This is a genomic window from Paraburkholderia caledonica (assembly GCF_000383275.1).
GTDB lineage: Bacteria > Pseudomonadota > Gammaproteobacteria > Burkholderiales > Burkholderiaceae > Paraburkholderia > Paraburkholderia caledonica.
In genome coordinates, this window is the sequence record NZ_KB911044.1 from 20817 (window position 1) to 46398 (window position 25582).

General features: G+C 65.0%; 16 protein-coding genes and 1 pseudogene. 10 read left to right on the forward strand and 7 right to left on the reverse strand.

Features of this window, described 5'->3' with window-relative positions:
- Positions 1 to 69: 69 nt before the first annotated feature.
- Entirely contained in the window at positions 70 to 2565 is a 2496-nt protein-coding gene (locus H281_RS0126150; RefSeq protein WP_020070098.1) for an FUSC family protein, read from the reverse strand.
- A gap of 225 nt (positions 2566 to 2790) precedes the next feature.
- On the opposite strand from H281_RS0126150, the gene recC reads away from it, so the two are divergent.
- The 4 genes from recC to arfB all read left to right on the forward strand — a co-directional run bounded on the left by recC (position 2791) and on the right by arfB (position 12794).
- The gene (recC, locus tag H281_RS0126155; RefSeq protein WP_020070099.1) at positions 2791 to 6168 is read left to right on the forward strand and encodes an exodeoxyribonuclease V subunit gamma; all 3378 of its coding nucleotides are present in this window, start codon (positions 2791 to 2793) and stop codon (positions 6166 to 6168) included.
- Positions 6165 to 9866: an exodeoxyribonuclease V subunit beta gene (gene recB, locus H281_RS0126160; RefSeq protein WP_020070100.1), complete on the forward strand. Its 3702-nt coding sequence runs from the start codon at positions 6165 to 6167 to the stop codon at positions 9864 to 9866. Before recC ends, recB begins: the two co-directional genes overlap by 4 nt.
- Positions 9863 to 12187, forward strand: a complete 2325-nt coding sequence (locus tag H281_RS0126165; RefSeq protein WP_020070101.1) for an AAA family ATPase — start codon at positions 9863 to 9865, stop codon at positions 12185 to 12187. The genes recB and H281_RS0126165 overlap by 4 nt, the downstream gene beginning before the upstream one ends.
- A gap of 202 nt (positions 12188 to 12389) precedes the next feature.
- Positions 12390 to 12794, forward strand: a complete 405-nt coding sequence (gene arfB / locus H281_RS0126175; RefSeq protein ID WP_020070103.1) for an alternative ribosome rescue aminoacyl-tRNA hydrolase ArfB — start codon at positions 12390 to 12392, stop codon at positions 12792 to 12794.
- Here arfB and H281_RS0126180 read toward each other — a convergent pair.
- Positions 12791 to 14116: an EAL domain-containing protein gene (locus H281_RS0126180; RefSeq protein ID WP_020070104.1), complete on the reverse strand. Its 1326-nt coding sequence runs from the start codon at positions 14114 to 14116 to the stop codon at positions 12791 to 12793. The genes arfB and H281_RS0126180 overlap by 4 nt on opposite strands.
- Positions 14117 to 14666: 550 nt before the next feature.
- On the opposite strand from H281_RS0126180, the gene H281_RS0126185 reads away from it, so the two are divergent.
- A complete protein-coding gene (locus H281_RS0126185) occupies positions 14667 to 14957 on the forward strand; it encodes a putative quinol monooxygenase (RefSeq protein ID WP_020070105.1) in 291 nt (96 codons plus the stop codon).
- A gap of 96 nt (positions 14958 to 15053) precedes the next feature.
- On the opposite strand, the gene H281_RS0126190 is transcribed toward H281_RS0126185, so the two are convergent.
- The 3 genes from H281_RS0126190 to H281_RS0126205 form a co-directional block, all read right to left on the reverse strand.
- A complete protein-coding gene (locus H281_RS0126190; RefSeq protein ID WP_006052974.1) occupies positions 15054 to 15311 on the reverse strand; it encodes a hypothetical protein in 258 nt (85 codons plus the stop codon).
- A gap of 221 nt (positions 15312 to 15532) precedes the next feature.
- A complete protein-coding gene (locus tag H281_RS0126200; RefSeq protein ID WP_020070107.1) occupies positions 15533 to 15772 on the reverse strand; it encodes a hypothetical protein in 240 nt (79 codons plus the stop codon).
- A gap of 218 nt (positions 15773 to 15990) precedes the next feature.
- The gene (locus H281_RS0126205; protein WP_027804961.1) at positions 15991 to 16668 is read right to left on the reverse strand and encodes a YdcF family protein; all 678 of its coding nucleotides are present in this window, start codon (positions 16666 to 16668) and stop codon (positions 15991 to 15993) included.
- A 308-nt stretch (positions 16669 to 16976) separates the two neighbouring features.
- Between H281_RS0126205 and H281_RS0126210 the strand changes: the two genes are divergently transcribed.
- The gene (locus H281_RS0126210) at positions 16977 to 17300 is read left to right on the forward strand and encodes a hypothetical protein (RefSeq protein WP_020070109.1); all 324 of its coding nucleotides are present in this window, start codon (positions 16977 to 16979) and stop codon (positions 17298 to 17300) included.
- Positions 17301 to 17682: 382 nt separating this feature from the next.
- Here the strand turns inward: H281_RS0126210 and H281_RS37365 are convergent, their stop codons facing one another.
- Complete coding sequence (locus H281_RS37365; RefSeq protein ID WP_027777281.1) at positions 17683 to 17937, reverse strand: hypothetical protein; 255 nt, start codon at positions 17935 to 17937, stop codon at positions 17683 to 17685.
- A gap of 558 nt (positions 17938 to 18495) precedes the next feature.
- A pseudogene (locus H281_RS0126220) lies at positions 18496 to 18891 on the reverse strand (transposase); the annotation flags it as partial.
- A gap of 408 nt (positions 18892 to 19299) precedes the next feature.
- On the opposite strand from H281_RS0126220, the gene H281_RS0126225 reads away from it, so the two are divergent.
- From H281_RS0126225 to rluB, 4 genes are all read left to right on the forward strand, one after another.
- Positions 19300 to 20202 carry a LysR family transcriptional regulator gene (locus tag H281_RS0126225; RefSeq protein WP_020070111.1) on the forward strand — a complete coding sequence of 301 codons (903 nt, stop codon included), beginning with the start codon at positions 19300 to 19302 and terminating at the stop codon, positions 20200 to 20202.
- Between the two features lie 250 nt (positions 20203 to 20452).
- Positions 20453 to 21679, forward strand: a complete 1227-nt coding sequence (locus H281_RS0126230) for a pyridoxal phosphate-dependent aminotransferase (RefSeq protein WP_020070112.1) — start codon at positions 20453 to 20455, stop codon at positions 21677 to 21679.
- Between the two features lie 348 nt (positions 21680 to 22027).
- Positions 22028 to 23161 (forward strand): SMC-Scp complex subunit ScpB, encoded by a 1134-nt coding sequence (scpB, locus tag H281_RS0126235; protein WP_020070113.1) that lies wholly within the window; start codon positions 22028 to 22030, stop codon positions 23159 to 23161.
- Between the two features lie 64 nt (positions 23162 to 23225).
- A complete protein-coding gene (gene rluB / locus H281_RS0126240; protein ID WP_020070114.1) occupies positions 23226 to 25121 on the forward strand; it encodes a 23S rRNA pseudouridine(2605) synthase RluB in 1896 nt (631 codons plus the stop codon).
- Positions 25122 to 25582: the final 461 nt, after the last annotated feature.

Sequence of the window (25582 nt, forward strand, 5' to 3'; positions counted from 1 at the left end):
CATCGTCGGAGTCATGGCGAAGCCGTGCCGAACCCGGCGCGAGCCAAGGTCGAACTTCAGTCGGCCGCGTCACTCATCGGGCAGGCGAATCACACTTGCATCCTTGCGAATCAGCGCCGCCGCTGCCAGCATCTGCTTGCATTGATGCACGAGCAGCTTCATGTCGTGCACTGCTTCCGCCGAGTATTCCTTCGATTTCTCCGCTTCGACCACCATCGTGTCGAGCTCGCGGGTGAGTTGCCTGATCTGCTCGGCCTGATCCGGGGGCGGCGCAGTGCCGGCCTCGGCTTCGGTGAGATTGTCGCGCACGAGGCTCAACGCCCGTTGCAGCGGTTGTAGCGACACGCCGTCGGCCTGTTGCGCGGACGTGCGCAGCAGCGGCGCGGCCGCCGTGATCTGCGAAGCGAGCACATGGCTGCGCACGAGCAGGTCGTTCAGTTCGGGCACGAACTTCTGCGCCGATTTCGGTTCGAGCATCATGCGCTGGAACGCCTGCCCCAGATTCGCAAATGCCACGTGGACGTTCTTGCGCGCGAGTCGATAACGGTAATCGCGATCGAGTGCGGTTGCCGCAGCCGCGGCCGCTGGCGACGCGCCTGCGACGGGTTTTGCCGTCGTGTTGCCGAGCGTCGAAACGCCCGAGCCGGCCAACCCGTTTGATTCCTTGCCCGTGTTTGCGGGAGTGCCGGCCGGTTCCCCGGTCTGCAAACTCGCTTGACCGGCGCCTTCCAGTACCTGGCCGGCAACCGCCAGCATCGGCTTGCCGAATTCGATGGCGGGATCGGCCATTGCCGCGGCCGGCGCCCGCGCGCCGGCTTCTGTCACCGTGGCGACCGAGGCGGCGGCCGGCTTGCCGCTCCACCACCAGCTTGCTTCGAGAAACTGGCGCGTGGCGCCGATCATGTTGTTGACCAGCTTGCCCATCAGCCGATATTCCCAGTACGGGAACAGGTGGCTCGCGGCAATCGCAATCGCGCAACCCACCACGGTGTCGATCGCGCGTTCACCGATGATGCGCATGCTGCCCGGCGCGAGCAGATGGAACATCAGCAGCACATACGACGAAGTGAACACCACGCTCGCCGTGTAGTTGAACAGCAGCAGGCTATAGCTCATCACCATCGACGCGAACATCACCACCAGCAGAATGTGCGGCTCCTTCACGAAGATCATGAGCGCGATGCTCGCCGTGCAGCCGATCAACGTTCCTACGATCCGCTGTCCGTTGCGCTGTTTGGTCAGCGAGTAGCCCGGCTTCAGAATGATGACGGTGGTCATCACGATCCAGTACGCGTTGGTGAGCGGCAGCAGGCGGCCGAGCCAGAAGCCGACCGCCACCGCGATCGTCACGCGCAGCGCGTGACGGAAGCTCGGCGAGGCCATGGTCAGGTTCGAGAAGATCTGGCCGAACGGCACGCGGCGGCTCGACACGAAACGGTTCAGCGCCTGGTCGAGGCGCAGTTCGGTTTCCGTCGTGCTCGGATCGCTCGACAGACTCCTGCGCATCTTGTCGATCAGACGCGTAGCGCTCCAGACACGGCGAAACGTGGACGACACCGCTGAATACGCCTCGGGATTCTTCGCCGGCAGTTCCTGCTTGCGCATCAGTTCGATCTCGAACTCGATCGCGCGCAGCTCCGCCTTCACGTTGACGCGCGCCCTCGGCGCATGGTTTTGCAGGACAGCGAGTCCAATCTCTTCGAGATCGCTCGCGGCCTTGCGAATCAGGTCGCGGTAGAACACCAGCAGGTCGGTGCCGCCGAAGGTATTGCGCACGAGCGGGTAGTCCGTATGCGCGCCGACGAACAACTCGTGCAGGTCGACCGTATTGATGAACAGATTGAACAGCATTGCCCGGCGCGGCTCCAGCTTGCCGCTCTTTAACTTCGGCAGATTACGCAACACGATGTCGCGCGCCGCATCCTGCCGCTCTACCGCGGCGATCTGCTTGTCGATGAGATTGCGATAACACTCGTCCAGGTCGTTGTCGAGGTCGTAGAACGCGGCACGCGCGAGCAGATAATCGGCGCAGGCGAAGACGCTCTCCGCCAGCGCCTGCTGTTCGATGCGATGCATCATCCAGCGGCTGACGGCAGTCGACCAGTACGTGTACCAGAGACCGCCGAGAAGAATCCACGACGCGTTGACGAGCGCCTGCATCGGCGTGAAATGCTCTTCCAGCGTCATGATCATCATGAACAGCGTGGCAAAGCTGATCTGCGGCCAGCGGTTGCCGTACACCACGATCAACGACAGCACGAACGTGAGCGGCACCACCGTGCACCACAGCGCCACCGGGTTCACGGTGGCAAGACCGGTGGCAAGCGCGGACAGAAAACCGATTACCGAGCACGCCAGCATTTCGTTGTGCTTGTACTTCAGTGGGCCCGGCATATCGACCACACAGGCGCCGAGCGCGCCCGTTGCAATCGTGAAGCCCAACTCGCGGTTGTGGAACACGATCAGGCACAGCATCGCCGGCAGGGACACGCCGACCGCGATGCGCAGGCCGCCATAAAAGTACTGGCTATAAAGGAATTTTTTTATTTCAACCGAATAGCGCATCGACTGCCTGATTCCCATTCACTGACAAGAAGCGGTTGAAGGCACGAGCCCAGGGACAGCCCAAAACTGCCGACGAGTCTAACTGATTTTGCACCTGATCTGACCTCGTCCATTCGGCCAGGTTCTGCGCGGCGAGCGGCTTTGTTATGCTGTCGCTTCAATGTCTGCCGCGGTTCGCGCGCTTGTCGCAAATGCGGCAACGCCACACCGCCTTGTCCGGGATCCATGCTCCAGCTCTTCTACTCGAACCGCTATGAAACGCTTGTCGGCGCGCTGCTCGACGACCTCGCGCAAGCGCCGTCCGACGCCTGGACCGCGCAGCCGGTGATCGTCCCGAGCGCCGCCGTGCGGCGCAGGCTCGAGCTCGATATCGCCGCGCGCCAGGGCGTCTGCGCGAACGTGAGCTTCGGCTATCTCGCGCAATGGTTGTGGGCGCAAATCGGTGGCGTGATCGAAGTGCCGCGCCATTCGCCGTTCGCGCCGGACAGGCTTGTGTGGCGCTGTTATCGTCTGCTGGGCGATGCGCACGAGTCTCTGCCGTGGAATGCGTCGCCGCGTCTTCGCACCTATCTCGATGCCGCGGATCCGTCGATGCGCTACGAACTGGCGCGGCGTGTGGCAACCGTGCTCGACCACTATCTGACCTATCGTCCGGAATGGCTGCTGCAATGGCAGAAGGGCGGCTCCATCTTCGCAGGCGGCGGGGCGGACGACACAGGCCCGCGACTCGTCGGCGCGAGTGACGCGGCGCGCGAGGACGAACGTTGGCAAGCCGCATTGTGGCGCGCTGTGCTGACCGAGCTTGCCGGCAACGAACAAACGCCCGACGCCGCGTTGCCGCCCGCATACCGTTTTCTCGATGAGATCGGAACGCTCGACCTGGACGCCATTGCAAAAGCAAATTGGCCGGAAGCGGTGAGCGTTTTCGCGCTGCCCACCATGCCGCCGCTGCACGTCGCCTTGCTGCGTGCGCTGTCGCGTTGGGTCGACGTGCGTCTCTACGTCATGAACCCGTGCCGCGAATTCTGGTTCGACGTGGTGAGCGAAGGCCGCGTTCAGGCGCTCGACGCGGCAGGACAGCTCGACTATCAGGAGGTCGGTCATCCGCTGCTTGCGGAGTGGGGTCGTCAGACTCAGGCGCAGTTGCATATGCTGCACGAACTCACCGAAAGCGCGGCTTCCGGCGAGACCGGCGAGTTCTCTGAGAATCCGGAACCGAGCTGGCTTGCCGCCGTGCAAAACGGCATTCTCGATCTGCGCCCGGAGACCGAAGCCGACGAGTTGCCGTACGAGCGCGGCATTGAAGTTCACGTGTGTCACAGCCTGTCGCGGCAGCTCGAAGTGCTGCACGACCGTCTGCTCGGCTGGTTCGACGAATTCGACGATCTGCAACCGTCCGACGTGCTCGTCGCCGTGTCCGATCTGGGCGCTGCCGGTCCGTTGATCGACGCGGTGTTCGGCACTACACCCAGTGGCGCTACGCGCCGCATTCCATATCGGATCACCGGCTTACCGCCTTCGCAGGCCAATCCGGTCGCGCGCCTCGTGCTCGACTGGCTGGCTTTGCCCGAGCGCAGCGTCGGCGCACCGGACCTGATCGAATGGTTGCGCGTCGACGCGGTCGCCGTGCGTTACGGCATCGACGCGAGCTCGCTCGAAGCCGCGCAGGAATGGCTCGCGGCGGCCGGCGCGCGGCGCGGCCTATCGCCAGCGGAGCCGAGCGGCGAACACGTGCCGGTCGCGCGACATACCTTCGCGGATGCGCTGACCCGTCTGTATCTCGGCTATGCGATGCCGGAGGGCGGGGAGCCGGTCGACGCGTGGCTGCCTGTCGAGGGCGCCGACGGTTCAGACGCGGAGTTGCTCGGCCGCCTGTCGCGTTTCGTCGACGACATAGACAGTTTCGCGGTGCGTTGCGCGACGGAGCAGACGCCGGCCGAATGGACGCAATTGCTGCTCGAAACGCTTGCTCAGTGTTTCGACGGCGGCGTCGAATTCGCGGAGTCGCTCGCCGCCGTGCGCGACGCGATCGACAAGATGAGCGACGCCATGCAGGCGGGCGCGCATGAGGTCGCGATGCCCGCGGCAGTCGTGCGCGTTGCGCTCACCGAAGCACTCGACGACCCCGCGCGCGGCGGCGTGCCTTGGGGCAGCGTGACGTTTTCGTCGCTGACGAGCTTGCGCGGTTTGCCGTACCGCGTGGTCTGTCTGCTCGGCATGGACGACGGCGTGTTGCCGAGCCTCGCCCGTGCGGACGAATTCGATCTGATGGCCGCGTTCGGCAAAGCCGGCGACCGGCAGCGCCGCGACGACGAGCGCAATCTCTTTCTCGATCTGCTGCTCGCCGCGCGCAGCCGGCTCTTTATCGCTTATACCGGCCGCAGCATCCGCGACAATGCGCCGTTGCCGCCGGCCGCGCTCGTCGACGAACTGCTCGACCACCTCGCGCAGGTGTCGGCGGGCGAGGGCGCAAGTCCCGCGCAGCTTGAAGAAGCGCGCCAGGCGTTCATCGTCGATCACCCGTTGCAGGCGTTTGCGTCGGAGTACTTCACCGCGCAGCCCGATCTATTTACCTACGACGCCGATCGCGCGGAACTTGCCACCTTGCTTGCGGCGCCGCAGCAGCAAGCAGCCGCGCCATTTTTCGATCACCCGTTGCCCGCTGAAGATGCCGCGCCCGTCGGATTCGACGAATTCGTGCGCTTCTGGCGTCATCCGGCGCGCGCGCTGCTGCGTGACCGCCTCGGCATTGTGTTGTCGGACGCCCAGGGTGAATTGCTCGACACCGAGCCGTTCGAACTCGATTACACAGGACGCGATGCATTGGCCGGCCGCTTGTTGCCCGTGCTGCTCGACGCCGACATAGAAGATGACGATCTCATGTTCGACCGCGTTCGGCGCGTGGCCGAGGCGAGTCCCGAGTTGCCCGGCGGCGCGACCGGCGCCGTGTGGCGCGCGCGAGAACTGGGCGCGTTGCGCCAGCTCGCCGATAGTGTGCGCCGCGAGGTGGCATCGGGCGTCGAACGCTTGCCGTTCGTGCTCGACATCGCGCCGCGTTGGCCCGATAACGCGGACATTGCGGGCGAGCTGTTCGGCGTTCATGACGCGGAGCTTCGCGAGGCCGCGCTGACGCCGCTGCAACTGCACGGCACGTTGAATCTGCTGACTGAAACCGGACAAGTGATTTTTCGCTACGCCAAACCTACTGCACGCGACTACCTTTCTGCATGGCTCGCGCATCTCGCCTATTGCGCGGCGCTGCCCGACGGTCCGCGTCGCACTGTCTGGCACGGCAGCGGTGAGAGCTTCGAGCTCGCGCCCGTCGCTGCCCCGCTCGAAGAACTCGCGCCGCTCGCCGCGCTGTTCAGGTCGGGGCGCAGGCTGCCGCTGCGTTTTTTCCCGAAGAGCGCGTGGGCGAAGGTGAGCGAAAGCGATTCGGCGGCGCAGGGCGTATGGATCAACGACCGCGTGCGCGGCGAGTCCGACGACCCCGCATTGCGCATCGCCCTGCGAGGTACGCCGCTTACGCTCGACGAACCGTTTGGCAGCCTCGCAGCGATCGTTTTCAAGCCGTTGCTGCAGCATCTGCGGAGCGTGTCATGAGCGGCGCGCTGCATCGTCATGCGCTAGCCGCTGAAGAGCTCGATGTATTCGCGTGTTCGCTCGACGGCGTTAATCAGATAGAGGCGTCGGCAGGTACGGGCAAGACGTGGAACATCTGCGCACTCTACGTGAGGTTGCTGCTTGAGAAGAATCTGAACGCTGACCAGATTCTCGTCGTGACCTTTACGAAGGCTGCGACCGCAGAACTGCACGAGCGCATTCGCGGGCGCCTCGCCGAGCTGCACCGCGCGATTGAAGTGGACGACGACGGCGGCGATCCGTTCATTCGCCGCCTCTTCGAAACGACGCTCGCGCCGGAGCGTGGCATTGACCGTGAAGCGGCGTTGAAGGTGGTGCGTCGAGCGCTGCGCACATTCGATCAGGCGGCGATCCACACGATCCACGCGTTTTGCCAACGGGCGTTGCAGGAAGCGCCGTTCGCCGCCGCAATGCCGTTCGCGTTCGAAATGGAAGCCGACGACGCCGCTTTGCGCTTCGAATTGGCGACCGATTTCTGGCGCGAGCAGGTTGAGCCCGTCGCGCATGCGCATCCGGCGTTCGCGGCCTGGCTGGTCGCGAAGAGAGCCGGCCCGGCGTCGCTCGACGAACAACTCGCGCGGCGCCTCAAAAAGCCGTTGGCGCAACTGCGTTGGGGCGTGATAGACGCCGAGGCGAGCGCCGATCCGCGAGCCGGCTTCGACGCTGCATGCGAACTGTGGCATGCGGAGCGCGATGCGATCATGGCGCTGCTCGAACAGGCGCAAGACCGGTTGAGCAAGACCACGCACAAGCCCGATCATGTGAGCGCCGCGATCGCCGCCTGGACCGAGTACTTCGCGCAGGGCGATTGCCATGCGCCGCCGCCACGGGCTGCGCTCAAATTGACGGCTTCCGCGTTGAAGAAAGCCACCAAGGTCAAGTTCGAACCGCCGGAGCATGTGTTCTTCGAGCATGCAGAAGCGCTGGCGGCAGCCGTTGTTGCGGCCGAAGCGGCGCAACGCGCGCGCTGGCTCGCGTTGATGCAGACCTGGCTCGACTATGCGCCCGCCGAACTGGTGGCGCGCAAGCGCACGCGCCGCGTCGTTTCGTTCGACGATCTGCTGTCCAATCTCTACCGCGCGCTCGCAGCACATCCGTGGCTCGCCGATGCGCTGCGAGCACGTTATCCCGCTGCGTTGATCGACGAGTTCCAGGACACCGATCCGCTGCAGTTCGCAATTTTCAGCCGCATTTTTGCGCCCGCAGGTCCGCTCTTTCTGGTCGGCGATCCAAAGCAGGCCATCTACAGTTTTCGCGCGGCGGATTTGCATACTTATCTGGCAGCGCGCGCGTCGGCTTCGGCGCGCTACACGCTTGCCGTCAACCAGCGCTCGACGGCGCCGATCGTCGAAGCTTGCAATCGGGTCTTCGAGGCAAACCCACAGGCGTTCGTGCTCGACGGCCTCGACTATCAACCGGTGCGAGCCGGCGAACGGCGCAGGCCGCCGTTGACGGACCCGGACGCCGAGGCTGGCGATTTCCGCGTCTGGACGTTGCCGCAAGGCGAGAGCGCATTGACCAAACGCCAGGCCCAGCGCGAGGCGAGTGAAGCGTGCGCGGCCGAAATCGTGCGGCTCCTGCGCGGTGCTCGCGAGGGCACCGTCACGATCGGCGACGCGCCCCTCGCGCCCGGCAACATTGCGGTGCTCGTGCAGACGCACAAGCAGGGCAGTCTGATCAAACGCGTGCTGGCGGCATGGGGCGTCGGCAGTGTGGAACTCGCGCAGGCCTCGGTGTTCGCGACGCTTGACGCAGAGCAGATCGAGCGGGTTCTCGCAGCCGTCGATACGCCTGGCGACCTGCGCCGCTTGCGCGCCGCGCTTGCGACCGATTGGCTTGGTCTGGACGCCGCGGCGCTGTGGCGTCTGGAACAGGTCGCCGACGCACCCGCTGTCGCCGACGATCCCGCGCACGCGGCGGACGCAATGGGCTGGGTCGAACGTTTTTCGCGCTACCGCACGCTCTGGCATGAGCGCGGCTTTGCCGTCATGTGGCGCACCCTGATGCGCGAACTGCGCGTCGCGCAACGGCTCGTGGCAGCGCCGGACGGCGAGCGGCGTCTGACCAACGTCAATCACCTTGCCGAACTCGTGCAGGCGCGGGCGGCCTCGCAGCCGGGTATTGCGCCGACGTTGCGCTGGCTCGCCGCGCAGCGCACCCAGGGCGGCGGCGAGGAGGCGCAACTGCGGCTGGAGTCGGACCGCAATCTCGTGCAGATCGTTACCGTGCACAAGTCGAAGGGGCTGGAATACGCGGTCGTGTTCTGTCCGTTCCTGAACGACGGCGGCTTGCGCGAGCCGCCGTCGTCGGGCTTACCGGACGCACGCGAGTATCACGATGCCAGCGGCGACGCGGTGCTGCACTACGGTTGTGACGACGACGAGGCCGAACGCGCGACCCGTCACGCGGCGCGCGAGCAGGCGGCCGAACGGGCGCGGCTCGTCTACGTTGCGCTGACTCGCGCCGTGTACCGCTGTTATCTCGTCGCGGGCACGTACCTGTCGTCGCGCTCCACGAAAGAGTCGCGACGCAGCGTGCTGAACTGGCTGGTGGCGGGCGGTGGCTACGAGTTCGACGGCTGGCTCGCCGAGCCGCCCGACGAGGCCGCATTGTCCGCGCGCTGGCAAGCGCTGGCGGGTCATCCGATCGCATTGCAACCGTTGCCGAAGGTCGAGCGCCGCGCGCCGCTCGAAAGCATGCATGAAAGCAGCGCTGACAAGCGGGCGCGCAGTAATCGCCGGCCCTTGCGAGATCAGTGGCGCATGGCGAGCTTCAGCGGTCTGATTGTCGCGGGCAGTAAGGCCGAAGACGCGCAGCCGCCGGTGGAAGAAGTGCGGCCCGATCACGATGAAATCGCCGATGCGCTCGTCGCCACGCCGGTCACGGTGTCCGAGCCGGCGCTGGAGGCGCAGTCCCTTGCCGCCGATGACATTCTCGCGTTTCCGCGCGGAGCCGCGGCGGGCGAATGCCTGCATCGCATGTTCGAACTCGCGGATTTCAGCGATCCGCAAAGCTGGCCGGATGCGATACGCGGCGCGTTGCACGAGCGTCCCGCACCGGCGTCGCCAGAGCTTGCTCCGCGTTTGCCGGCGATGATGCACAAACTTCTCGCTGATGTCGTCAGCACCGAACTCGTGCCTGGCATGACGCTGGCGCGACTCGATCCGCGGCGGCGCCTGAACGAACTCGAATTCCTGTTCGCGGCACCGTCGCTCGACTTCGCCGTGCTGCGCGAATTGCTGGTCGCACACGGCTATCCGGACGTCGCGCTCGAGCCCGGTGTGCTGCGAGGTTTCGTCAAAGGATTCATCGACATGATCGTCGAGCACGACGGACGGTTCTGGATTGTCGACTGGAAATCCAACCATCTCGGCGATACCGAGCAGGATTACGCCGCCGCACCGGTCGAAGCGGCGATGGCGAGCCATGCCTATCACCTGCAGGCGCTGCTTTATACGGTCGCGCTGCATCGTTATCTGAAGACTCGCGTGCGCGATTATTCGTACGAGACGCATATCGGCGGCTATCTGTATCTGTTCGTGCGGGGCGTTCGTCCGCATTGGCGCGACGCGGAAGCCCAAGCCGGTGTGCACGTGAGGCGGCCTGCGTTCGAACTCGTTGCGCTGCTCGATGCGGCGATGATCGGAGGTGCCGCATGAGCACGTTCAATCAGACCGTGTCGGCGCCGCTTCAACTCGACGATCTCGGTGTCAATCTGCCCGCGCCCGCGGACTTCAGCATTGCCCTGGCGGAAGGCTTCGCCCGGCGCATCGGTGTCCTGGCACGACGCGGCGGGGCGTCGACGGAAGCCGTCAGATGGGCAGCGCGCGCGGCGTTCGCGGCGAGCCGCGCGACCGCGGAAGGGCACGTGTGCGTACCACTGGCCGCGCTCGCGCGTCGGTTCGAGGCGTCCACGGCCGAAGTGCGGATGGCTTTGTTTGCGAGCGGCATGGCGAGCGACGGGTCGCAAGCGGCGTCCGCACTACGTCCTTTGGTGATCGACGCGCAAGGGCGGTTGTACCTCGCGCGTTACTACGAGTACGAGCGGCGTCTCGCGCGGGCGCTGGTCGCGCATGCGGGTGCACCGATGCGCGCGACTGTGTTGGAGAGCGCACGGGGCCTTGGCGACGCGGGGGAGCGGTTTGCGGAGCATGCCGCCGGAACGTTGCCAGCAAGCGCTCGCGGCCGAGCCGGCGGGGAAAAGGGCACGGCCTTCGATAGTGAGGCCGCCGTCGATACGAGCGCGAACGCCGACACAACCCAAACCCTCCATCAACGGCTCGTGCGCTACTTCGGCCCCCCGAAAGACGATGAAGTCGACTGGCAGCGCGTGGCCGCTGTCATGGCGTTGTCGGGGCGTCTCACCATCGTTAGCGGCGGTCCGGGCACAGGCAAGACTACAACGGTGGTCGGCGTGCTCGCGTGCCTGCTCGACGCGCGCGCCGATCTGCGAATCGCGCTCGCGGCGCCCACCGGCAAGGCGGCGCAACGCATGCAGGAAGCGCTGCTGGCGCGCGCCGGGGATTTGCCGCCTGAACTCGCCGCGCGTTTGCCGCAAACTTCGTACACGCTGCATCGTCTGCTCGGCTCAGGGCCCAGCGGGCGCTTCCGGCATCATCGGGATAATCCTCTGCCTTATGACGTGGTCGTGATCGATGAAGCATCCATGATCGACGTTGCGATGGCAGCCCATCTGCTCGACGCCATTGCACCGCACACGCGGCTCGTGATGCTTGGCGATAAAGATCAGCTCGCAGCGGTAGAGGCCGGCGCTGTGTTCGCCGAACTCAGCGCGCGGCCGGCGTTCAGCGCGCAGGGCGTGAAGCGAATCGCCGGTGCGCTCGGCATCGGAGAGGCGCGACTCGCGCAGGCGCTGCCACGACTGGCCGAAGACGTCGACGAACAGCCAGAACGCTTTTGGCAAACCGGTCGTTCGGCGGATTACGCGTCGGATCTTTTCGATGCCCCGCCCGACGACCTGTTCGCCGCGCCCGACGCGGCCAGCAACGTCGCCAGCAACTCAGCGAGCAACTCAGTCAGCAACTCAGTCAGCAACTCAGTCAGCAACGTCGGCGACCCTCGCAGCGCAGATCCGCACGGCGCCGACGCATCAGCCGCCAGTGCGCGATCCGGAACGGCGGGCCACGAGTCGCAAAGCCCACTCGCGGATTGCGTCGTCTGGCTGGAGCGCAACTATCGATTCGGACTGGAATCTCCGATTGGCCGTTTGTCGCTGGCGATTCGCAACGGCGCGGCGAGCGCGGCGCTCGATGTGCTGCTCGACGACGCCACCCAACACTCGGCGTCGCTTTACGAAGACGCCCACGTGGCGCTGGCCGAACGCACTGTCGAGCGCCTCGCGGCCGGGTTCGCGCCTTATGCCAACGCGCTTGCCGCAGCGCTCGCCGCGGAAACTCCGGACCCGCTGCCGTTATTCGACGCGTTGAATCGCTTCCGGGTTCTATGCGCGACCCGCCTGGGACCGCGCGGCGTCGATCAGGTGAACGCGCTAATGGCGGCGCAGGTGCGGCGCTCGGCCGGCGTGACGCTTGCAGTCGGCGCCCAGTGGTTCGCCGGGCGGCCGGTGATGGTCACACGCAACGACTACGCGCTGGGGCTCTTCAATGGCGACATCGGAATCGCGTTGCCCGGTGCGGGCGGCGCGCTGCGCGTCTATTTCAGGACCGCCGACGGCGGTCTGCGCGCGGTGTCGCCGGCCGCGCTGCCCCCACATGACACCGCGTTCGCGCTGACCGTGCACAAGTCGCAAGGCTCGGAGTTCGAGCATGCGGTGTTGATGCTGCCGTCCACGTTCAGCAGGGTGTTGTCGCGCGAGCTGGTTTATACGGCGATCACCCGCGCTCGCGAGCGCGTCGAAGTGATCGGCGCTAGCGCGGTGCTGGCTCAGGCCATCGCCACGCCCACTCAGCGAGACTCCGGCCTTGCTGCGAGAATCGAGGAGGCATCGCGCGGCCGTTAGCCGATGAATCGCGATACTGCCGGCGACTGCTGCATCGCCAGCCAGGCGCGGGACATGCGTCTGTCCGTTCACGCCGCACCGTTCGGGCTGCGCCAGCCGATGCTGCAGATGCCCCGGCACCTCCCGAATCGCGCGCGCCAGAGCGCAAAGGGTGCGCCGCTCCCCGCCATCTACATTCGAATGTTTTCTTCAATCTAGCGTCATGACATCCCGCTATTTCATTCCGCCGAACGAGATCGAACTGACCGCAGTGCGTGCGCAAGGAGCGGGCGGTCAGAACGTCAACAAGGTGTCGAGCGCGATCCAGCTGCGCTTCGACGTGCGCGCTTCGTCGTTGCCCGAAGTGCTCAAGATGCGCCTCCTCGCGTTGTCCGATCGCCGCATCACGCGTGAGGGCGTGGTGGTCATCAAGGCGCAGGAACACCGGACTCAGGAACTGAATCGTGCGGCGGCGCTCGCGCGGCTCGATGAACTCGTGGAAAGCGTCAGCGTGACGCGCAAGCCGCGCGTTGCGACGCGGCCGACACGCGCATCGAATGTACGGCGTCTCGAGAGCAAGCTAAGGCGCAGCGAGATCAAATCGGGCCGCAGCCGCGTGGACGACTAGCGAGGCCGTCCGCCCGCGCGCAACCCTATTGCGGGACCGGCCGGCATCGTCGGCACGAAGTCGACGCACAGCACGTGCGTCTTGCCGTCGCGGTCGAAGGCGAGCGCCGCGGTATAGCAGTCTTCGCCGTCCGCGAGCGAGTAGTGCGGACCCATCATCGCGACGCGTCCGCGTGCGGCCAGCGCGTGCTTGAGATAGGCGCGCCGCGACCAGTTGCTGCAAGCGCTGCTCGCGATCGGTGCGAGCCGCTGGGGCGGCGGCGGTACGAAGGCGGCGGTGACGGATGCCTGGGTCTGCTGACCGTGCTCGTCGGTGATGAACACCCGGCGCGCCTCGCCCAGGTGCCACACGTTGTGCGCGGCCTGCTGCAGGTCGCCCGTCGTCCGGTAAGCCTCGGCGGCGGCCATGACCGCTTCGGCGAAGCCTTCGAAGCCGAGTTGCTTGTGACGCGCATGCGCGCGCTCGTATTCCGCGAACTTGCCCCACATCGACTCGATCTGCGCCGGCACTCTCGCAATGGCCGCCTCGACCGAACCATTGGGCTGGCCGAGCCAGAAACCCTGGACGAAATCGACGTCGGCCTGCATCAGGATCATCAGTTCCTCGTCCGTTTCGACGCCTTCGGCGAGCACCAGCGTGCCGGACTGATGCAGCATCGCGATCAGATGGCCGATCATCGAGTCGTCGCCTTCGCGTTTGCCGGCGCGCGCAACGAGCGAGCGGTCGAGCTTGACGATGTCCGGCCGGAAGCGCCACACGCGGTCGAAGTTCGAGAAGCCGGTGCCGAAGTCGTCGATCGCGATCAGAAAGTCGCGAGGCTGCGAGGCGGCCAGCATGCTGGCGACGGCGGACTCGTCGTCGGCGGGCTGCTCGAGCACTTCGATCACGATACGTTCCTGCGGCAGGCCGAAGTGCGCGGACAACTCGTCGATGAAGGTGCGCTGCGGCCAGCCGGTCTCGAACACCTGCGGCCGCGTATTGAGGAACAGCCATCCGCTACTGATGCCTTGCTCCATGAAATTGGCGACGTGCAGGCAACGCGCGATGCGGTCGAGTTCGCGGGCGTCGGCCGCCGAGCGGGTGCCCGAAAAGAGAACCTCGGGCGAAACGGGCAGGCCGACCGGATCGAATGCGCGCAGCAGTGCCTCGTAGCCGACCACGCACTGATGCGTGACCGACAGCACCGGCTGAAACACGCTATGCAGCGTGAGCGCGCGCCACGTTGCGGTCCAGCCCGATTCGTCCCGGACCAGATGAGGAAGCAGGCCGCTCAGACTGACGTCGCTGACGGATGGCATAAATACGGGCGAGAGAGCGGACATGGTGGCATCGCGGCAATCGGGTGACGGGGTGCGCACGCAGACTCGGCGCACAGCGGATGCGCAACGTAATACTCAACGCGGACGCCCGCACCGCGCAGTGGGACGAACCCTGGAACGCTGAGAGCAGTGCCAGCCATGCGAACTCCGCAGAGTGGTCAAAATGAGTCTAGCAGCTTGCAAATTGCATGAATGTGCGGGCTGTCACAGAGAAGCGAACCAGCCAGGCCACCTGTGAGATCACGTGGCCACTCGCCGATGACGCAGGCCGCGGCGCCGGGTTTGGCTCGCCGCCGTTCCGGGCTGTGCCGCCTCGCGTTAATCCGGACCGACGGCCATCCGGCATTCGTGAGCTTGCATGAGCCGAGGGTAGCAGGGCGGGCCGTGTATGCCCGCCAAACTTCAGTTCCTGATGCTTATTGCATATTGAACCGATTCGGGCGCGGCTGTTCCTGGGCTGTTCCTTGATCGCACGCGGTGCACGTTGCGGGGTCGCCTGCAGCACCGGCGAGCGGCGGGTATGCTGCTGCTTTTCGTGAGATGGAGAGAAAGGATGTCGGAAATCGCGGTGGTCGCAATTTCAGTGGCGAAACCTGGCTATGAAGAGCAGTTGCGCGAGGCGCTCGAAGGTATTGTCGGACCGACGCGCAACGAGCAGGGCGCGCTTCAGTACGACTTGCATCGCGACGTTCAGGAGCCGCGCCGGTTCGTGTTTTTCGAGCGTTGGGAAAGTCAGGAGGCGCTGGCCGCGCACGCCAGATCCGCGCACATCACGGCCTACAAGGCGGCAGTGGCGGACTGGGTGGAACACGCGGAAATTCGCGTTGTGACGAAGATTCTGTAAGTCTTCCGCGCACCCGCAGATTGTCAGGGCGCGACACGTTCGTACGGCGAGTGATTGCCGGGCCGCTGCCGGCCCGAGCGACGCTCGCCGTCGACGTTAATGCGTGGCTTGCGGCACGTCGAGAATCAGGATGATGGTCCAGTCCGCTTCGCCGTCGTGATGATATTGGCGCTCGGCGACGATAAACGGTTGCTGCTTGCCGTCCGGGCCGAGAAACAGCACGTCGCCTTCCATCGGCAGGCATTCGACGGGAGGCAGCGCAAGGAACGCTTCCTGACCGCCGCGCGGCATCAGTTTTTCAATTTTGCGGGATGCTGCTTCGGTCCATTCGATATCAAGCTGGATGTTGCTCATGCTGTCCTCCGCACCAGGGTGCGCACGGTTAGATTCCGGCAGGGCGCCGGTCGGTGCGCGACTTTAGCATACCGGGCATCGCGCGCCGGCCGGTGCATAAGACAATAAAAAAGCCGAAACCAGCGATGCCGGCTTCGGCTTTTTCACCTTCGCGGCGAGGCCGCAGGTGCACTCACCCCGTGCGCCAGAAAGCGCCGGCTGCCGGCGTGTCTGACGACCGCTTACGAACTCGACGCGTCGGACTTCATGCCTTTCTTGTGATGCGGCGAGCTCTTGTGATGCTTCATGGGTGCAGGCGCGCTTTCCATGGTTTGCGGGCGATTTTGCAATTCCTGCGCGCGCTGCTCGACGTCGGCTGCCCGTGCCGGGTCGGTGCTCATCGTCACGCCGCTTTCCTGCGCGTAAGCCGCGCCGGTTACGGCACCGAGGGAAATCAGGATCGCGAGGGACACTTTCTTCATTGCTACCTCCGCAGAGTGGTTGTGGACCCAGGTACGTGTCTGTCCATGGGAAGGACAGTTCATTCTAGTCAGCAATATGCGCTCCAGCGGGGTGCTTTGTAACCGCGACCGCGCGGGCTTACATCTTGTTACTTGACGCGTATGCATAGCGCCTTGATATGCGCTCGACGATTCACGGTGTTCTCATCGCGGGGCAGATCGGCGGGTAGCACCTCGCGTCAGAAGAGACCAATGGCGCTGTACACGTGATATTGCGCAATGCCGATAAGCTCGTGTAGCGCGATCTCCGCGTTCACCAGGTTGGAGTAGCGCGGCAGCAGGCCGAGATGGGCGCGGCGCGAGCTGGAGATCAGCGGCTGTGGAAAGAGGCCGAAATGCTGGAAGTCGAGCATCGCGCGCGGCATGTGGTACGCCGAAGTGACGAGTATCAAGGAATCGTAACGTGACTGGCCGACAATAGCGGATACGTTGCGCGCATTTTCGTAGGTCGTCCGGCTACGGTTTTCCAGCACGATGTCAGAGCGCGGCACCTGTTCGCGTAGCAGGTACGGCAGGTAGGTGTCGGCTTCCGTCGCGGGATGCCGCTGCGGATTGCCGCCGCTAATAATCACGCTGCAGACGCTTGCGGCGCGCTTGCACGCCGCGTAGTTCTTAGCGCTGACGTCGATGCGCGTCATCACGTCGCGCGGCGGCACGAGCACCTTGTCGCGGTTGTACACGGTGCCGCCGCCGAGCAGGATGATCGCGGTGCGCGGGGCGAACTGTGCGGGCGTGCTGGTTTGCGCCTGCGGCTGGGCAAGGCGCAGTAAGGGTGCTGTTAGCCACCCGGCCGAAACCAGCCAGAAGAAGGCAATTGTGCAAAAGGCGAGAGGGCGTCGAGCGCGCTTCCATATCACGATTGCTGCAAAAAAAAGCGCTAATAAAATGAATAGAATCAATTTAGATGGGGTAACGTATGTCTTTCGGGATTAAATCTTCGAGCCTGCTATCGCGCCGCAGCGGTTGCATCGTCGGCTCGCAGGTAGAACGCTAACATGCCGTTCTGACGGGGGTTCCGAATCAAGACCAAGGCAGCACCTGGCGGAATTCGGCCGTAGCACTTGCGGCCAGCTTCCAGCCACGGGCGGGTGCCAGGCGCGTCACTGGTGGCGCGGTGACGTGTTGGCATAGATGTGTCATAGCTGCACTTTAAGAAAGAAGTGAGATGACCACGTATTCCAACGAAGCGGTACTCGAAGCGCTGCGGCGAGCGCAATATCGCCAGGTGCCATGGGCCAGACGGCCCGGCGTCTTCCAATATCTTCGCGCGCTAGGCCTCATGGACACAGTTCGGCAGCGCACTGTCGCGCCGGCGCCGGGCTTTCATGCCCCTGTCGACATTGCCGTCCTCACAGAACGAGGCCGCGCAGAATTCGCCCGGCTCTCACACGACGAGGGCCTTCTCACCTGGACCGCGCAGCGCATGAACGACTATGTTCTCGCTGCAGTAGAGAGCCGTTCACCGATGCCGCTCGAAGCTCGCCCGTAGCTGTTCAGCGCAGCTGGAGCAGGCCTTTACAATCCTTCATGGCCAGAACGTCCCTGTTGACCGAATGGCTTGCTGGCCTGCGCGGCTACACGCTCTAGTCGGCCTCCTATGCTTCCGGTCTCCGGCCGCGCCACGCGGACGGAGACCTGTCACGTCTTCCTTGAATCCTCAACCCACCCGGCTTGCAAGCGCAGATCCGGCGCGAGCAAAAAAAAGCCCGTATCACGAAGATACGGGCGTACCGGAATTACTGCTGCCACGCTGTGCTAATGGCGTTAAGTCAGACCGGTGACGCGAGCCGTGGTTCCCCGATATTCGCTGTCCATTCGCGGCGCCTTCGCTTTCACTTGTGCGCTCGCTGGCGCGCCGCGCACGCCGCGACCTAACGGCGGCGCGACGGCTCACCGTGCGGCGCTTCAGGCCGCGCGCGGACATTGCTCGCGATATCGCCGCGCAAGTCGCCCCGCGGCGTGGGCGGCGTGAACTCGCGGCTACGCGCAGCGCTTTGCTGCCATGCCTCCATCGAAGCCGTTCGATCAGGGCGCCAATTCCAACCTTGCGGGCGTTCTTGCGCGAGCGTCGATGCGGCCATTGATGAAAGCACAATGCCGCACAAAAGCAGTGACATTGGTTTCATGCTGAGCTCCCGTCCAAGCCCCGTGCATACCAGGCATGTTTGCATACCCATAAGGTATGTCTGCAGACGAAAGCACGCTGTAAGTAATGGTAAATGGATGTTTCATCCGCAACTCTCGGGTTGCTTCGGACGTCTGAGGCAGGCGCAGGCGGAGTCGAACAGGTGGTCGCACCGGCAGTGGAAGCTCGCTCGTCGCGTTAGTGTTTTGCCAAGGGGATGGGGGGCTGTCGCAGCTGCCGTGAAGAGGCGTGCGAAAACGGTCGGCGGGGGAAGTCGCTGAAACGCGGAGTCGAGCGACGCCGCACGAAGTGAAGCCGTGGGACCAGGCCGGCTCGAAAGCCGTCCTAAATGCATTATCGGCAGTCAGCCTGCCGGCAATGAAGCCGTCGGAACAGAAGTCCCCGCAACGAAGCTACCGGAACGCAAACCGTCCGAAGCGCTCCCGTCGAATAAAGCCGCCGAACCGAGGCCGTCGAAGAAACCCGCCGGGCAGTCGCCGGGCGGTTCCAGATATGCTTCGGGCGCCCGCAGGCGCCCGGAGACAGACGATTTCGCTTAAGCCATCTTGACCGGCGCGCGCCACGATTCCGGATTGGTCCAGAATGCGCCGCGCAGACGGTCACGGCTCGGCGGTGCCGGCGGCTTCGCCGCGGTCGCGCCAATGCGTCCGCGCAGCGAGATTTCGCGTCCGCTCGTGCCCAGTCGCTTAACTATTTCGGCGAGCGTACCATCGGCTTGCCACTCGTCGAAACGGCGGCGGCAGGTCGGCGGCGACGGATAGCGGCCCGGCAGTTTGGACCAGCCTTCGCCTGTCGACAGCACCCACAGCACGGCGTTGACGACGGCGCGCGCTTCGACGCGCGGTCGACCGCGACGCTCGCTCCGTGCAGGCTCCGCACAGAACAACGCCTCGACCAGCGCCCACTCGTTGTCTCTCAAATCGTCGAACAGCATCATGTTTCACCTCAGCGAAGCTAACTCCGGTGCGCTGCCCCGCGCCGCGCACTCTCCACGCACTCGATAGGCGAGTGCCAAGGGGGTCGGGTTTGCCACGGTCTGCTATGCAGTCAGAAGTCATGGCGCCGACCCTGTGAGCATGTAAATGCAGGATGTGTGCCAAGTTGAGTCCAACCGCCTGAAAGCCCCGTGACAGCGGGCCAGCGCGGGCGCTAGCTAGGGCCGTATGAGAATCCAAAAAACCCATCTCGCAAATCGGGACAATCACCAATCTTGTGCAGCCAGGCCCGCAGCGCGTGCGTTTGCGCCTTATTGCTGCATTGCAGCGGCGTCGTGAAATGCGGTGCTGGGCGGCCACGGACGGGTACAATGTGCATCAAACAATGCCATTGATGAGCCGACTAAATGAATGTCACGCTGCGCCAGCTAAGGGTTTTCATCGAGGTCGCGCGCCTGCAGAGCTTTAGTCGCGCGGGCGATGAGATCGGCTTGACGCAATCCGCGGTGAGCCGTTGTGTGCGTGAACTGGAAGGGGAAATCGGCCTGAAACTGATCGACCGGACAACCCGCGAGGTGCAGCTCACCGACGTGGGCGGCAATCTCGTCGCGAGCGTGTCGCGCCTTCTGATCGACCTGGACGACGCATTGCGCGAAATTCGCGAAATCGGCGAGCAGCGTCGTGGGCGCGTCGTCGTGGCCGCAAGTCCGACTGTCGCGTGCCGGCTGATGCCTGGCGTGCTGGCCTCGTGTGGCGAGCGCTTTCCGCACATTGCGCTCGGCTTGCGCGACGACGTGCAAAGCGACGTCGTGCGCAAGGTCAAATCCGGAGAGGTGGATTTCGGCATGGTCATCGGCCCGTTTTCCGCCGACGATCTGTTGAGCGAATCGCTCATGACCGACTCTTTCTGCCTCGTGTGTCGCGACGATCATCCGCTCGCGCGGCAGAAGGAACTAGGCTGGGCCGATCTCGAGGGCCAGCCGCTCGTCATGCTTGATTACGCGTCCGGCAGCCGGCCGATCATCGACGCCGTCATGCACGAGTACGGTGTGAACGCCAACGTGGTGCAGGAACTGGGGCATTCCGCGACGGTTTTTGGGCTCGTCGAGGCGGGCATTGGCGTGAGCGTGCTGCCGTGGCTCGCGTTGCCGTTGCCTGCGGGCGCCGCACTGGCCGCGCGGCCCTTGGTGCCGCGGGCTGAGCGCACGGTCGAACTGGTGCGGCGTCGCGATCGCTCGTTGTCGCCGGCAGCTGAGGCAGTATGGGATTTGATCCGCGAATTACCGGCGCGGGCCGAGGATCTGACCTGATTCGATCAACGGATAGCACCCTTTCGGGGCTTGCGGCGGCACGAATGTCGGATGCTCCTGACCGTCGCCTTCGTGGCTCCGTGCCCGCGGCGTGTGCGTGGCTCGCCATCTGGACGCTGGACGCCAGGCTAAACTCCCGTCTGCGCTCGCTGCCGGTTGTGCCCGCCCGGAGCGCTCTATCTGACATTCCCGTTGACGCTTAGCCCTTTGCTTAGCCATTTTTCTATCTCGACATCACCTGGAAGCCTCGATGAGCGAATCGGAATTCTCCGTGCCATCCGTCCCTAACGCGCGCGATGCGGTGCGCGCGCTGCGTCCCTCGCAGATCCGCGAAGTGGCCAACGCCGGCTTTGGCGTCGCCGACGTGCTGCCTTTCTGGTTCGGAGAATCCGACCGCGTGACGCCGGCCTTCATCCGCGACGCCGCAAGCGCCGCGCTGTCCGCGGGCGCGACGTTCTATACGCACAATCTCGGCATTGCGCCGCTGCGCTCGGCGCTCGCGGACTACGTGAGCGAACTTCACGGCAAGACGACGCCGGACCATATCGCCGTGACGAGCGCGGGCGTGAACGCGCTGATGCTTGCGGCGCAACTGGTAGTGGGCGCGGGTGACCGTGTGGTTGCCGTCACGCCGCTGTGGCCGAATCTCGTCGAAATTCCGAAAATTCTCGGTGCGCATGTCGAAACAGTCTCACTCGACTACGGCGAACATGGCTGGCAGCTCGACGTGGAGCAATTGCTGGCAGCGCTTACGCCCGACACCCGCATGCTGCTCGTCAACTCGCCGAACAACCCGACCGGCTGGGTGATGACCCGTGAGCAGCAGCAGGCGGTGCTCGCACATTGCCGACAGCACGGTATCTGGATCGTCGCGGACGAAGTCTACGAGCGTCTCTATTATCCGGACCATTCCGACGACGGCGAAAGCGCAGTGGGCGCACGCACCGCACCGTCGTTTCTCGATCTCGCCACGCGCGACGAGCGCGTGATCTGCGTGAACTCGTTTTCAAAGGCGTGGCTGATGACCGGCTGGCGGCTCGGCTGGATCGTCGCACCGGTGAGCCTGATGGACGATCTGGGCAAGCTGGTGGAGTACAACACGTCGTGCGCGCCGGCCTTCGTGCAGCAGGCGGGAATCGCTGCAGTCGAGCAGGGCGAGCGCTTCACGCAGGAACTGGTGCGCGAATTGAAGGCGTCGCGCGACCATCTCGTGCGGGCGTTGTCGGCCGTACCCGGCATCGACGTCAAGGCGCCCGCCGGCGCCATGTATCTCTTTTTCTCGATGACGGGCGCTTCGCGCAGCCTGGAGCTCTGCAAAGCCATGGTGCTGGAAGTGGGCTTGGGGCTCGCGCCGGGCAGTGCATTCGGTCCGCAGGGCGAGGGGTTCCTGCGCTGGTGCTACGCGTGCGACGTGGCGCGGCTCGACGCGGGCGTCGAGCGCCTGAAGCGGTTTCTAACATTGCATCGAACGTCGTAGTTCGCGCGTGGCGCGCGGAAGAACCTCGATGACAAGCGCACTCCGGCAAATGCAGGCGCGTTGCGCAGGCAGGCGTCGGCTCACGCATTACGCGCCGATGCGGCGGGCATTTTGTCCTTGGGTTCGGCTTTACGCACCGATTGTTTTTGCGTAATATGGCGCTCAGTCACGCGATTCCTGTCCGGAATATCGCTGCTCCGTCCGGCTGGGTTTGGCTCGATAGTCTGTTTCGCCTCCCCCCGGTGCGTGCTCCCATCAATATGACCGATCAGAATCGGGCGAGCGCGTCTTCAGTTCCACATCGTCTGTTTGATCCGGTTCTTTGACCACAGGGTCTGACCTAGCTGCATGAATACCCAAGAGGCGAAGATCGTCCTCGAGACAGCCTTGATCTGCGCGCAGGAGCCGTTAAAACTCGGCGATTTGCGCAAGCTCTTTGCCGACGGCGTGTCGGCAGACACCGTTAGGACATTGCTCGAAGACCTGAAACAGGATTGGTCGGGGCGCGGTGTGGAGTTGGTCGGGCTGGCGTCGGGCTGGCGGTTTCAAAGCAAGCCCGCGATGCGTTCGTATCTGGATCGTTTGCATCCCGAGAAACCGCCGAAATACTCGCGCGCGGTGCTCGAAACGCTCGCGATCATTGCGTACAGGCAACCGGTTACGCGCGGCGACATCGAAGAGATTCGCGGCGTCACGGTGAACACGCAGGTCGTGAAGCAGCTCGAAGATCGCGGCTGGATCGAAGTGATCGGGCATCGCGACGTGCCGGGACGTCCCGCGCTGTACGCGACAACGCGCCAGTTTCTCGACGACCTCGGTCTGCGGGCGCTAGACGAGTTGCCACCGCTCGCCGACCCGTCGGCGCAACTGAATGCGGATCTGCTGGGCCAGCATGCAATCGAGTTTTCCGACGTCGAATCCGCGGAGACACCGGCGTCGAACGAAGCGAGCGAGCACATCGCGCTCGAACAGCCTGAGGCGACCGGCGCAGTAGCACCAAGCGACGCTGAGCAGGCGGCAGGAACGGAAATCGCTGCGGAAAAGGGCGAGACACACGAGGGTGAGGCACACGAGGCGCAGCATGTCGATGGCGTGCAGCTCGAGCCCGCTGAGCGGCTGGAAGCAGCGGCTGAGAGAGCCGCGAGCGTCGACAGCCACGAGAGCGTTGAACAAGTCACACCCGAATTAAAGGCAGCGCCTGAGACGGCGGGCGAACCGGGCGAGGCGGCTACGCCGACGCCTACCGAAGCGGCAAACGTTGCACCGCTATCCGGCGCCGCAGAGTCTGAAGTGAATCAAGATCCGGTCTCCCAGGCCGATCCGGCAATACCCGCGCACGGTTTGGGCGTACTCCGCGATACGGAGCACGCCGCCGAACCGAACTCGACCACGGCGGCGCGCGGCGATCAGGAAGATCGTCGCGATGCTGCACAGGACGCAGGCATTCTGACCGACGACGAACCCGAGTCGCGCAGCGCCTGACGTAACCGAACTTTTTTTGCCGCGCCCGCAATGGGCGCGCGCGACCTGACATTTTGAGGTTGTTTTGACACATACCCACGACACCGATTCGTCCGAATCCGAGCGCGCCGTGCCGTCGGCGCGCGCTGACGAAACGCGCACCACGCAAGCGTCGGCAGGCGAGAGCGAGCGCCCGGCGCAGACCACGGAAGCAGACGGTGAGGACCGTCCGCGCCGCGGCCTGCGTCGCGGACCGCGCAGCCTGATCGCCCGGCGCCGCGCCGGAGCCAAGACGAAAGCCGCGGAAGGTGCGCCTGGGCAGGCCGCGCCGGTCGTCGCCGAGGCTCCGCCGGACGGCGAAGTCGTGGCGAAGGTGCGCATGCCGCGTAAAGAGGCGGGTGCGAAAGGTCAAGGGCCGCGCCGCAATGCGGGCGGTCAGAAACGCGAAGGCCAGCGCGAAGGCGCGCCTCGCGAGGGCGGCACCCGCGAGACCGCTGCTCGCGAAGGTCAGCGCGAGCGCCAGCCGCGTGCAGGCGGTCAGCGCCAGAACCGGCGAGGTGGCGAAGCCCCGACGGCAGCGGCCGACGCGACTCAGGACGACTTGTTCTCGTATGTGACGTCGCCGGCATTCGACGCCGACAACAGCACGACGGGCGGCGTGCGCGCACCCATGCTGCGCGGTGGCAAGCCGGCCGCGCCCAAGCGCGTGCTCGCTGCCGACGATGACGCGCCGAAGCTCCACAAGGTCCTGGCCGAAGCCGGCATGGGTTCACGACGCGATATGGAAGAGTTGATCGTCGCAGGCCGTGTATCGGTCAACGGCGAGCCGGCTCACATCGGCCAGCGCATCATGCCGACCGATCAGGTCCGCATCAACGGCAAGCCGGTCAAGCGCAAGCTCCCCAACAAGCCGCCGCGCGTGCTGCTGTATCACAAGCCGACCGGCGAGATCGTGAGCCACGCCGATCCGGAAGGCCGGCCGTCGGTGTTCGACAAGCTGCCGCCCATGAAGACCGCCAAGTGGCTCGCGGTCGGCCGCCTCGACTTCAATACCGAAGGTCTGCTGATGCTGACCACTTCGGGCGATCTCGCGAACCGCTTCATGCACCCGCGCTACAGCGTCGAGCGTGAGTATGCGGTGCGCGTGGTCGGCGAGCTCGCCGAAGGCATGCGTCAGAAGCTGCTGCACGGCGTCGAACTCGAAGACGGTCCGGCCAACTTCCTGCGTATCCGCGATGGCGGCGGCGAAGGCACGAATCACTGGTATCACGTTGCGCTTGCTGAAGGGCGTAATCGCGAAGTGCGTCGTATGTTCGAAGCCGCGGGCCTGATGGTCAGCCGCCTGATCCGTACACGCCACGGCCCGATTTCGCTGCCGAAGGGCTTGAAGCGCGGCCGTTGGGAAGAACTCGAAGACAACCAGGTGCGTGCGCTGATGGCGTCGGTGGGACTCAAGGCGCCGAGCGAGGAGCGCGGTAGCCGCGGCTCCGCGCCGGAGCGCAAGCAGCCCGATCCGATGCAGACGTCGATGGGCTTCATCAGCCGCGAACCGGTGCTGATGTCGCATAGCCGCTTCGAACAACAGCCGCGCGGTCAAGGCCGGCGCGGTGCGGCGGGCGGCGGCTTTGGCGGCGGCGCGGGGGCGGGTTTCGGCGGCGGTTACGGCAATCGCGGTGCTGGTCGTGGCGCTGGTGGCTTCGGCGGTCCCGGCGGCGGCGCGGGTGGTGCCGGTGGTGCCGGTGGTGCGCGTGGCGGCCGTGACGTCGACGGTAATCGCGCGCCTTCCGGCGGCGGCAATCGGGCGGCGGGCGGCGGCAAGCGAGCCGGCGGCAACGGCCCGAACCCCGGCGGCGGCAATCGTGCGCCGGGCGGCAATCGCCCGAATTCGGGCGGCGGCAACCGCGCGGGTGGCGGCAACGCCAACTCGGGCGGTGCGAACCGAGGTGGCGGCGCGCCTCGCGGCCGTTCGCGCGGGCGATAATCGCCTGGCATCGGCTGGCGTTGCGCATGCGTTATAACGAGCCGCAACGCTCGCCGTCATGACTCGGTGTACGTCTTCGGTTGCCTGGAAACGCTTGGACACGTAACGCACGAGGGCTGTGCAGGCGGAAGTAGGGGCAGGTTGTCTCGCCCCAGCTTGCAAAAGTCGCGAGGCGTCGCCATATCGTCCAAAGATCCCCATGAAATCAGGCGGAAATGCGCTTGGCACGGCGTTCTGCGGTTTGCGTTTGTCCTGAAAAATGGCTACAATCGCGAAGTCGCTGGGCGTGCGGCTTTTCATGTGCGGCTCAGGTGCGACCACCGGTAATAAGATGATGGGCGTTTAGCCCATTTTTTTTTGCCGCTCAGTTCATCGTGGTTCGTCATCTCGGGTAGCACGAACGTGCGCCGGCCAGGCGCGCGGCCCGCATTGGTTGTTTGCAGAACAAGCGGCAGGCTCGC

What these genes read in the sequence shown, in the direction of transcription:
- recB (WP_020070100.1), top strand. Translation starts at nt 6,165, where the DNA reads ATGAGCGGCGCGCTGCATCGTCATGCGCTAGCCGCTGAAGAGCTCGAT.
- arfB (WP_020070103.1), top strand. Translation starts at nt 12,390, where the DNA reads ATGACATCCCGCTATTTCATTCCGCCGAACGAGATCGAACTGACCGCA.
- scpB (WP_020070113.1), top strand. Translation starts at nt 22,028, where the DNA reads ATGAATACCCAAGAGGCGAAGATCGTCCTCGAGACAGCCTTGATCTGC.
- H281_RS0126190 (WP_006052974.1), bottom strand. Translation starts at nt 15,311, where the DNA reads ATGAGCAACATCCAGCTTGATATCGAATGGACCGAAGCAGCATCCCGC.
- H281_RS0126225 (WP_020070111.1), top strand. Translation starts at nt 19,300, where the DNA reads ATGAATGTCACGCTGCGCCAGCTAAGGGTTTTCATCGAGGTCGCGCGC.
- H281_RS0126200 (WP_020070107.1), bottom strand. Translation starts at nt 15,772, where the DNA reads ATGAAGAAAGTGTCCCTCGCGATCCTGATTTCCCTCGGTGCCGTAACC.
- H281_RS0126185 (WP_020070105.1), top strand. Translation starts at nt 14,667, where the DNA reads ATGTCGGAAATCGCGGTGGTCGCAATTTCAGTGGCGAAACCTGGCTAT.
- H281_RS0126165 (WP_020070101.1), top strand. Translation starts at nt 9,863, where the DNA reads ATGAGCACGTTCAATCAGACCGTGTCGGCGCCGCTTCAACTCGACGAT.
- H281_RS0126230 (WP_020070112.1), top strand. Translation starts at nt 20,453, where the DNA reads ATGAGCGAATCGGAATTCTCCGTGCCATCCGTCCCTAACGCGCGCGAT.
- H281_RS0126210 (WP_020070109.1), top strand. Translation starts at nt 16,977, where the DNA reads ATGACCACGTATTCCAACGAAGCGGTACTCGAAGCGCTGCGGCGAGCG.
- recC (WP_020070099.1), top strand. Translation starts at nt 2,791, where the DNA reads ATGCTCCAGCTCTTCTACTCGAACCGCTATGAAACGCTTGTCGGCGCG.
- H281_RS37365 (WP_027777281.1), bottom strand. Translation starts at nt 17,937, where the DNA reads ATGAAACCAATGTCACTGCTTTTGTGCGGCATTGTGCTTTCATCAATG.
- H281_RS0126150 (WP_020070098.1), bottom strand. Translation starts at nt 2,565, where the DNA reads ATGCGCTATTCGGTTGAAATAAAAAAATTCCTTTATAGCCAGTACTTT.
- H281_RS0126180 (WP_020070104.1), bottom strand. Translation starts at nt 14,116, where the DNA reads ATGTCCGCTCTCTCGCCCGTATTTATGCCATCCGTCAGCGACGTCAGT.